7 protein-coding genes and 1 pseudogene are annotated in these 7,407 nt (G+C 74.1%); 6 read left to right on the top strand and 2 right to left on the bottom strand.

Features of this window, described 5'->3' with window-relative positions:
- The first annotated feature begins 179 nt into the window (after positions 1 to 179).
- From ACFV04_RS29495 to ACFV04_RS29480, 4 genes are all read left to right on the top strand, one after another.
- A complete protein-coding gene (locus tag ACFV04_RS29495) occupies positions 180 to 1,073 on the top strand; it encodes a fumarylacetoacetate hydrolase family protein (protein ID WP_380533664.1) in 894 nt (297 codons plus the stop codon).
- A 100-nt stretch (positions 1,074 to 1,173) separates the two neighbouring features.
- Positions 1,174 to 1,932: an Asp/Glu racemase gene (locus ACFV04_RS29490; RefSeq protein ID WP_380345410.1), complete on the top strand. Its 759-nt coding sequence runs from the start codon at positions 1,174 to 1,176 to the stop codon at positions 1,930 to 1,932.
- A 115-nt stretch (positions 1,933 to 2,047) separates the two neighbouring features.
- Positions 2,048 to 2,977 (top strand): PaaX family transcriptional regulator C-terminal domain-containing protein, encoded by a 930-nt coding sequence (locus ACFV04_RS29485; protein ID WP_380533662.1) that lies wholly within the window; start codon positions 2,048 to 2,050, stop codon positions 2,975 to 2,977.
- The gene (locus tag ACFV04_RS29480; protein WP_380533660.1) at positions 2,974 to 4,593 is read left to right on the top strand and encodes an amidohydrolase; all 1,620 of its coding nucleotides are present in this window, start codon (positions 2,974 to 2,976) and stop codon (positions 4,591 to 4,593) included. The genes ACFV04_RS29485 and ACFV04_RS29480 overlap by 4 nt, the downstream gene beginning before the upstream one ends.
- Positions 4,594 to 4,623: 30 nt before the next feature.
- Here ACFV04_RS29480 and ACFV04_RS29475 read toward each other — a convergent pair whose 3' ends face one another.
- Both ACFV04_RS29475 and ACFV04_RS29470 read right to left on the bottom strand, forming a co-directional pair.
- Positions 4,624 to 5,142 (bottom strand): universal stress protein, encoded by a 519-nt coding sequence (locus ACFV04_RS29475; protein WP_360258150.1) that lies wholly within the window; start codon positions 5,140 to 5,142, stop codon positions 4,624 to 4,626.
- A 105-nt stretch (positions 5,143 to 5,247) separates the two neighbouring features.
- The gene (locus ACFV04_RS29470; RefSeq protein WP_380533658.1) at positions 5,248 to 5,880 is read right to left on the bottom strand and encodes a hypothetical protein; all 633 of its coding nucleotides are present in this window, start codon (positions 5,878 to 5,880) and stop codon (positions 5,248 to 5,250) included.
- Between the two features lie 258 nt (positions 5,881 to 6,138).
- On the opposite strand from ACFV04_RS29470, the pseudogene ACFV04_RS29465 reads away from it, so the two are divergent.
- Both ACFV04_RS29465 and ACFV04_RS29460 read left to right on the top strand, forming a co-directional pair.
- Positions 6,139 to 6,288, top strand: a pseudogene (locus ACFV04_RS29465) (helix-turn-helix transcriptional regulator); the annotation flags it as partial.
- Between the two features lie 405 nt (positions 6,289 to 6,693).
- Positions 6,694 to 7,386: a DUF1062 domain-containing protein gene (locus ACFV04_RS29460; protein WP_380533656.1), complete on the top strand. Its 693-nt coding sequence runs from the start codon at positions 6,694 to 6,696 to the stop codon at positions 7,384 to 7,386.
- Positions 7,387 to 7,407 lie beyond the last annotated feature (21 nt).

The raw sequence follows: 7,407 nt of genomic DNA, 5'->3' as shown, positions 1-7,407 counted from the left end.
GTCCCGTCCTGGGCCTGGCACGAGCACGCGAACCTCGACCAGGGCGAGGACGCCTGCCTGTTCTCCTTCAACGACTTCCCGGTGACGCACTCGCTCGGCCTGTACCGCGAGGAGTCCTACCCGGACCACGACGGGCACCAGCCCACCACGACCACCGCCTGACCGGGAGACCCACCACCATGCACCTGCTCACCTACTGCGCCGACGGCGACGACACCCCGCGCCTCGGCGCACTGCTCGCCGGGGACCGGGTCGCGGACCTCACCGCCCTCGCCACCGCCGCCGGAGCGCAACTGCCCGACAGCCTGCTCGGGTTGATCCGTGCCGGGGCACCGGCCCTGGCCACCGCGCGCGGGCTGGTCGCGGGGGCGGCGGCCACCCGGCCGCTGTCCGAGGTGTCGCTGCGGGCACCGCTGCGCCCCGGCAAGATCGTCGGCGTCGGCCTCAACTACGTGGAGCACGTGGCCGAGTCGCACCGCACCCTGGACACCGATCGCGAACTGCCGGACCGTCCGGTGCTGTTCGGCAAGCCGTCCACCGCCGTCACCGGCCCGGGCCAGCCCATCCGGCACAACGCGAACCTCACCAAACAGCTCGACTGGGAGTGCGAACTCGCCGTGGTGATCGGCGAACCCGCCTTCCAGGTCGCCGAACGGGACGCCCTGCGGCACGTGTTCGGCTACAGCATCGTCAACGACGTCAGCGCCCGCGACCAGCGCCGCTCCGGACAGTGGTTCTTCTCCAAGGGCCAGGACAGCTACGCGCCGTTCGGCCCCGCCGTGGTGACCGCCGACGAGATCCCCGACCCGCAGCGGCTCGACCTCTCGCTGAAGGTCAACGGCGAACTGCGGCAGGACTCCAACACCCGCCACATGCTGTTCGGCATCGCCCGGCTGATCGCCGACATCTCCTCCGGGGTCACTCTGGAACCGGGCGACGTGATCGCCACCGGCTCCCCCTCCGGGGTCGGCGCCGGCATGGTGCCGCCGCAGTTCCTGCAGCCCGGCGACCTGGTCGAGGCCACCATCGAGCGGATCGGCACCCTCGCCAACCCCGTGATCGACGCCCGCTGAGGCAGGACCGCCACACAGCCCGCGCAGCGCTCGCCGAGACGGACCACCGCGCAGCCCGTGCAGCCCGTGCAGCCTGTCCGAGGAAAGGACCCCTCACCCGATGTCGACGTACCGGATCGGCCAGATCGTCCCGAGCTCCAACGTCACCATGGAGACCGAGGTCCCCGCCCTGCTGCGGGCCCGCGAGACCGTCGCCCCCGAACGGTTCACGTTCCACTCCAGCCGGATGCGGATGACCAGGGTCACCCCCGAGCAACTGCGCGCCATGGACGGCGAGTCGGACCGTTGCGCCGCCGAACTCTCGGACGCCCGGGTGGACGTGATCGGCTACGCCTGTCTGGTCGCCGTGATGGCCACCGGCCCCGGCTACCACCGCGAGGCCGAACGGCGGCTGCACCGGCGCACCGTCGAGAACGGCGCGCCCGCCCCCGTGGTCACCAGCGCCGGCGCCCTGGTCGCCGGACTGCGGACGCTCGGCGCCAAGAAGGTCGCGATGGTCACCCCGTACCTGCGGCCGCTGGCCCGGACCGTCGTCGACTACCTCGCGCAGGAGGGCGTCGAGGTGCTCGACCACGCCGCCCTGGAGATCGCCGACAACCTCGACGTGGCCGCCCACGACCCGGCCCGGCTGCCCGCGATCGCCCGCGGCCTCGCGCACGCCGAGGCGGACGCCGTGGTGCTCTCCGCGTGCGTGCAGATGCCCTCGCTGTCCGCCGTCGAGGAGGCCGAACAGCAGCTGGGCAAGCCGGTGGTGTCGGCCTCGATCTGCACCGCGCACCAACTGCTCCGCGCCCTCGGCCTGCCCGCCGTGGCGCCCGGCGCCGGGCACCTGCTCTCCGGGGCCTACGCAGAGGTCTGAACCAGCGGGCCACCGGACCACCCCCGGGGCGCCGGGGAGCACCGCTATGATCACCACCGGTCACCGGGCCGCCACCGGAGACCGGGTCACCGCCGACCGCCGGGGAGGAGCGCGCATGTCGGAGAGCACGCCCCGGCCTAGTTCCCTGATCCACACCGTCTACGGCGAGTTCGTCCGCCGGCTCGGCGGCTGGATATCCATCGCCGACCTGATCGCGCTGATGGCCGAACTGGACGTCGACGGCCCCGCGGTCCGCTCGGCGATGTCCCGGTTGAAGAAGGCGGGCACCCTCCTCCAGGAACGCCGCACGGGCACCGGCTACCGGCTCGCCCCCGCGATGGGGCCGGTGTTCGAGGAGGGCGACCGCCGGATCTTCCACAGCCTGGAGCCGGCCGAACTCGCCGACGGCTGGGTGGTGGCGGTCTTCTCGGTACCCGAGTCCGAGCGCGCCCACCGCCACCAGCTGCGCTCCCGGCTGAGCTGGCTCGGCTTCGGCAACGCCGCCCCCGGCGTCTGGCTTGCCCCCGCCCGGATGCTGCCGGACGCCCGTCGCCTGCTGGAACGCCTCGGGCTGAGCGCCTACGTCCACCTCTTCCTCTCCGCCGAGTACGCCGGCTTCGCCGACCTCCGGACGGCGGTGGCGAGTTGGTGGGACCTCCCGGCCATCGAGGCGCAGTACGCGGCCTTCACCGACGCCTGGCACCCGGTGGCCGCGGAGTTGCGGACGCCGGTCGAGCCGCGGACGCCTGCGGAACCGCGGGGGTCCGCGGCGGAGCGGGGACCGTCGGAGCCGCAGGGACCGGGCGAGCGGCGGGCACCCCGGATCGACCCGGCCGAGGCGTTCCGCGACTACGTCCCGATGCTCACCCAGTGGCGCCGCCTGCCCTACCTGGACCCGGGGCTGCCCGCACGACTGCTGCCCGCCGACTGGAACGCCGTCCCGGCCCGGGCCCTCTTCACCGAGTTGCACGGGCTGCTCGCGGAGCCCAGTCTGCGGTACGTCGAGAAGGTGACCGGTCTGTCCCACCCCGAGGAGCCGTCATGACCCCCCAGCCGCCCGCCGACCTGCTGATCCGGGCCGGTGCCGTGCACACCCTCGTGCCCGGCGAGTCGCCGCGGCGGGCGGTCGCCGTTACCGGCGGCCGGATCACCGCCCTCTCCCCCGCCCCCGACGGCCTGGACGCCCTGATCGGACCGGCCACCGAGGTCCTGGACGTCCCGGGCTCGACCGTGCTGCCCGCCTTCGACGACACCCACACCCACCTGATCCTGGCCGCGCAGAGTGTCCACGGCGTGCCGGTCCACCGGGCCCGGGACCTCGCCGGGTTCCTCGACCTGATCCGCGAGCGCGCCGCCCGCACCCCCGCCGGGCAGTGGATCCACACCACGGTGAACTGGCAGGAGGTGCTGCTGGCCGAGCAGCGGATGCCCACCACCGAGGAGCTGGACGGCGCCACCGCCGACCACCCGGTGCTGGTGCGCCGCGGTGCGTACAACATGGTGCTCAACTCGGCCGCGCTGCGGCTGGCCGGGATCACCGGGGCCACCGAGGCGCCGCCCGGCGGCGTGATCGAGCGCGACGAGCACGGGCGGCTGACCGGCCGGCTGATCAACCGGGCGGTCGAACCGGTCGAGCGGGTGCTGCCCCGGCCCACCCTCGCCGAGCGGATCGACGGTCTGCGGGCCGCCTCGGCGGACTACGCCGCCACCGGGATCGGCACCGTCCGCGACTGCCTCGTCCCGGTCGAGGACCTCGACGTGCTGGACGCGGCCCGGGCCGAGGGCGCCCTCGCGGTCCGGGTGCGGGCCCTGGTCTCCGGCTTCGCCGCCCGGACGGCCGAGCAGGTGGACGCGCTGCTGGACCGGATGGACGAGTGGCGCGCGGACGGCCGCGACGACGACCGACTGCGGCTGTGGGGCGTCAAGTTCGGCATCGACGGCGGTTTCGAGGCGGGCGCGCTGGAGGAGCCGTACCAGGGACAGCCGTGCTACCACGGCCGGCTGCTCTGGGAGCCGGCCGAGCTGCTCGCGGCGGTGGACCGGGTGGTCGGGCGCGGCTGGCGGGTCGGCGTGCACGCCTGGGGCGACCGGGGTCTGCGCGTCCTGCTGGACGTGTTCGAGCAGGTGCTCAAGCTCCGCCCCGGCCTGCCGCCCGGCACCCTGGTGGTCGAGCACGGCGGGCTGGCCCGCCCCGACCAGCGGGCCCGCGCGATCGCGCTCGGCATCCCGGTGACCGTCCAGCACCCGCTGCTGCACGACGGCGCGCTCGCCCAGCAGCGGGCCTGGGGCGAGGAGCGCACGGCCGCGCTCTTCCCGCTGCGCGAGTGGCTGGACGAGGGCGCGCTGCTCACCGGCGGCTCGGACTTCCCGGTCGGCCCGTACGGCGCGATGGTCTCGGTCTGGGGCATGACGACGCGGGGCACCACGGCCGGGGTGGTCGGACCCGAGCACGCGATCGAGCGGTCCGAGGCGGTCGCGCTGCACACCGTGAACGCCGCCCGCCTGACCGGTGATGGCGCCGCCCGCGGCAGCCTGCGGCCGGGGGCGTTCGCCGACCTCACGGTGTGGCCGCTCGACCCGCTGACCTGCCCGGCGGACGCGCTGCGCGATCTGCTCCCCACCCGCACCGTGGTCGACGGCCGGACGGTGCACGGGTCCTGACGAGGTCCTGACCGTTTTCCCGGCGGACCGTCAGGCCGCGACCAGCTCCCGCAGGTCGATGCCGCGGTGCAGGGCGCGCAGGTCCTCGTGGAGCGTGGACGGCGGGACGACGAGCACGCCGCAGCGCGCGTGGTCGAGGCAGTGGCGGGTGACCGAGCGGCGCGTCAGCCGACGCAGCCGGGTGCGCGCGCCGGCCTGCTCGCCGGTGCTGACCACCAACAGGTCACCGGGGCGGTCCGCCAGCCCGGTCAGCACCGTGCCGGCGTCGCCGCGCACGACCAGCGGCCGCACCGGCACCCCGATCGGGAGGCCGCCGAAGGCCCGCTCCAGCGCGTTGTCCATCCGGGCGTCGGCGAGGTCCTGCCAGGCGCGCAGCAGCGGCGGGCACGGCCGCGCGCGGTAGTTGCGCTCGCCGCCGACCGGGGTCCAGGCGAGCACCGGGACCAGGGTGGCCTGCCGCTCCCGGGCCTCCTCCGCGGCCCGGTGCAGGGCGGTCAGGCTGTGCAGTGATCCGCTGACTCCGACGATGACGCGGGCGCCGTCCGACATGATCCTTCGCTTTCCGATGTCAAGCCTTTACAGTGTCTGCGATTATGCTGCCACACTTCGACGTTAGCCTGCAAATCAAAGGCATTAACAGAATATCTCCTTGCATCACTCGGCCGCCCGGAAGCCTGCCCCGCCCGCTGGCCCACCCGCCGGTCCGTCCGCCGGACGGACCTCCTGGAGCAGCCCCCAGGTGAAGTCCGCCGTCCACCGGCAGACCCGACCGGCGCCGTCCGCGGCGTCGAAGTCCAGCCGGAAGCGGTTCGGCGCACTCCCCTCGCGCGGCACCGCGGACGGGAAGGCGGCACCCACGTCCGCCACCACACAGCCCCACGGCACCAGGTCGGCCAGGGTCCGCATGACGGGCCCCGGCACCCCCGCCGCCCGCACCAGCCACTCGTTCAGCACCGGCGAGCCGATCTCCGCCGGCCCGAGCAGGACCTCGAACCGCAGCCCGGGCCAGAGCGGCTGCACCCATTGCCGCGCGGTGCACGCCAGGTCCCCGATCCGCCGCGGCACACTCGCCTCCGCCGGCCCGAGCACGGCCGCGTACCGGGCGGCCCCGCGCGGGAACCCGGGCGCCCGGACCATCGCCTGCCACCGCTTGTTCGCCTCCCGCATCGAGGCCCGGGTGGCGCCCAGCCGCCGCACCGCCTCCTCGACCAGGTCGGGCCGGTAGTCGGCCATCCGGCGCAGCAGCACCAGCTGGAACTCGGTCACACCGAAGCCGTTGATCGCCATACCCGCAGGCTAGGCCCCTGTGACCGGCCGAGGCAGCTGTCACCCGGGGCGCCCTACGACCTGCGGGTTCGCCTCGCCGTGGTCGCGCCGGCTGTCACCACGTGGCCGAGATTGCTGTCACCTGCCTCGCCCGGTCACGGCGGTTGTCACCGCCCGGGGCAGCGAACCGGCCGGTCACGGCCGGCGCTCCAACCCGGCGGGTGACGACCGCCGTGCGCATCACCGGAGCGCTACGCCGGCCCGACGCCCCAGGCGACGCAGATCGTCCGCTTCGCCGCCCAGGGGATGTCCGACCGGGACATCGCCGCCCAGCTCTTCCCGAGTTCGCGAACGGTCGGCTACCACCTCTGGAAGGCCTGTCCGAAGCTCGGCGTCGGTTCGCGCGGGGAACCGGCGGCGCCGGCCTGACGGCGTTGGTCCGAAAAACCGGTTGCGGTGGAGCGCGGCCCAGATCACGATGTGCGGCATGTACCTGTGCTGACGACTGCCACGTAGCAACTCACCCCTACGCGATCGACCTCTGCGCCGGGCCACCGGCCGCGGCGCTGAGGCGATGACACGCGTGCTCACGCGATCGACCGCCCTCGGCGCTCGGCCATGCCGCCATGCGGCCATGTCCCGAGGCGATGGGACGCGCTGTCGCGAGTTGCCACGGAGAGATACGACCTGTTGCGCGATCGACCTCGGGACGCCCGCCATGCGGCCACCCGCCCCGAGGCGATGACACGCGCCCTCGTGAGCACTCGTCAGATCCCAGGAGCCCCAGCCGATCCGGCCTGCGCGCGTTCCTGCTGAACCAGGAAACAGACCACCATGCATACCGAACGCAAGGCCCGCTGGGCCGTGCGCCAGTCCGCGCTGCCCACCGTCGTCCGCAGCTGCCCGGACTGCTCCGGCACGCGGCACCGGCCCTCGGGCAAGATCCGTGTCAACGCCAACGGCAAACTCCTCGACGTCTGGCTGCTGCTCAGCTGCGCGGGCTGCGACCGGACCTCGAAGGTGCCCGTCCACGAGCGCGTCCACACGTCGTCGCTGGAACCCGCCCGCAGGGAGGCGTACGAGAACAACGACCTCGCCGTGGTGCGGGAACTGACGATGAGTGCGTCGCTCGCCGCCAAGAACGGCTACAGCCTGGACTGGAGCGGCACCTGGGAGCTGGAGGCACGCACGCCGCTCCACGCGATCGACGATCCGACCCCGCTGACGGTGCTGGTGAGCTTCGAGCTGCCGGTACCGGTCCGAGTCGAACGCCTGCTGATGTCCGGCCTCGGCCTCAGCCGCAGCCGGGTCCGCCGGATGGTCGCGGACGGCCGCATCCGCCTGCCGCTCGCCCCGGACGCCAAGACGAGCCGCGACTTCGAGCTGACGGTCCACGCCCCGGCGGCGACCCCGGCTCGGCTCGGGGCTCCGGTCGCGGCGACGCGGCGGGAGGCGGTGCGCGAACTCGGCGCTGCCGACTCCGTCGAGGCGCCGCTGCACCTGTCGCGCGCGGTGTCCGGGGCGTAGGCCGAAGGCTCGGTGCGGGGC

Source organism: Kitasatospora sp. NPDC059599 (assembly GCF_042735125.1).
Classification (GTDB): domain Bacteria; phylum Actinomycetota; class Actinomycetes; order Streptomycetales; family Streptomycetaceae; genus Kitasatospora.
Note: the sequence above shows the minus strand (reverse complement) of the source record. Positions and strands in the feature narration are given on the sequence as shown.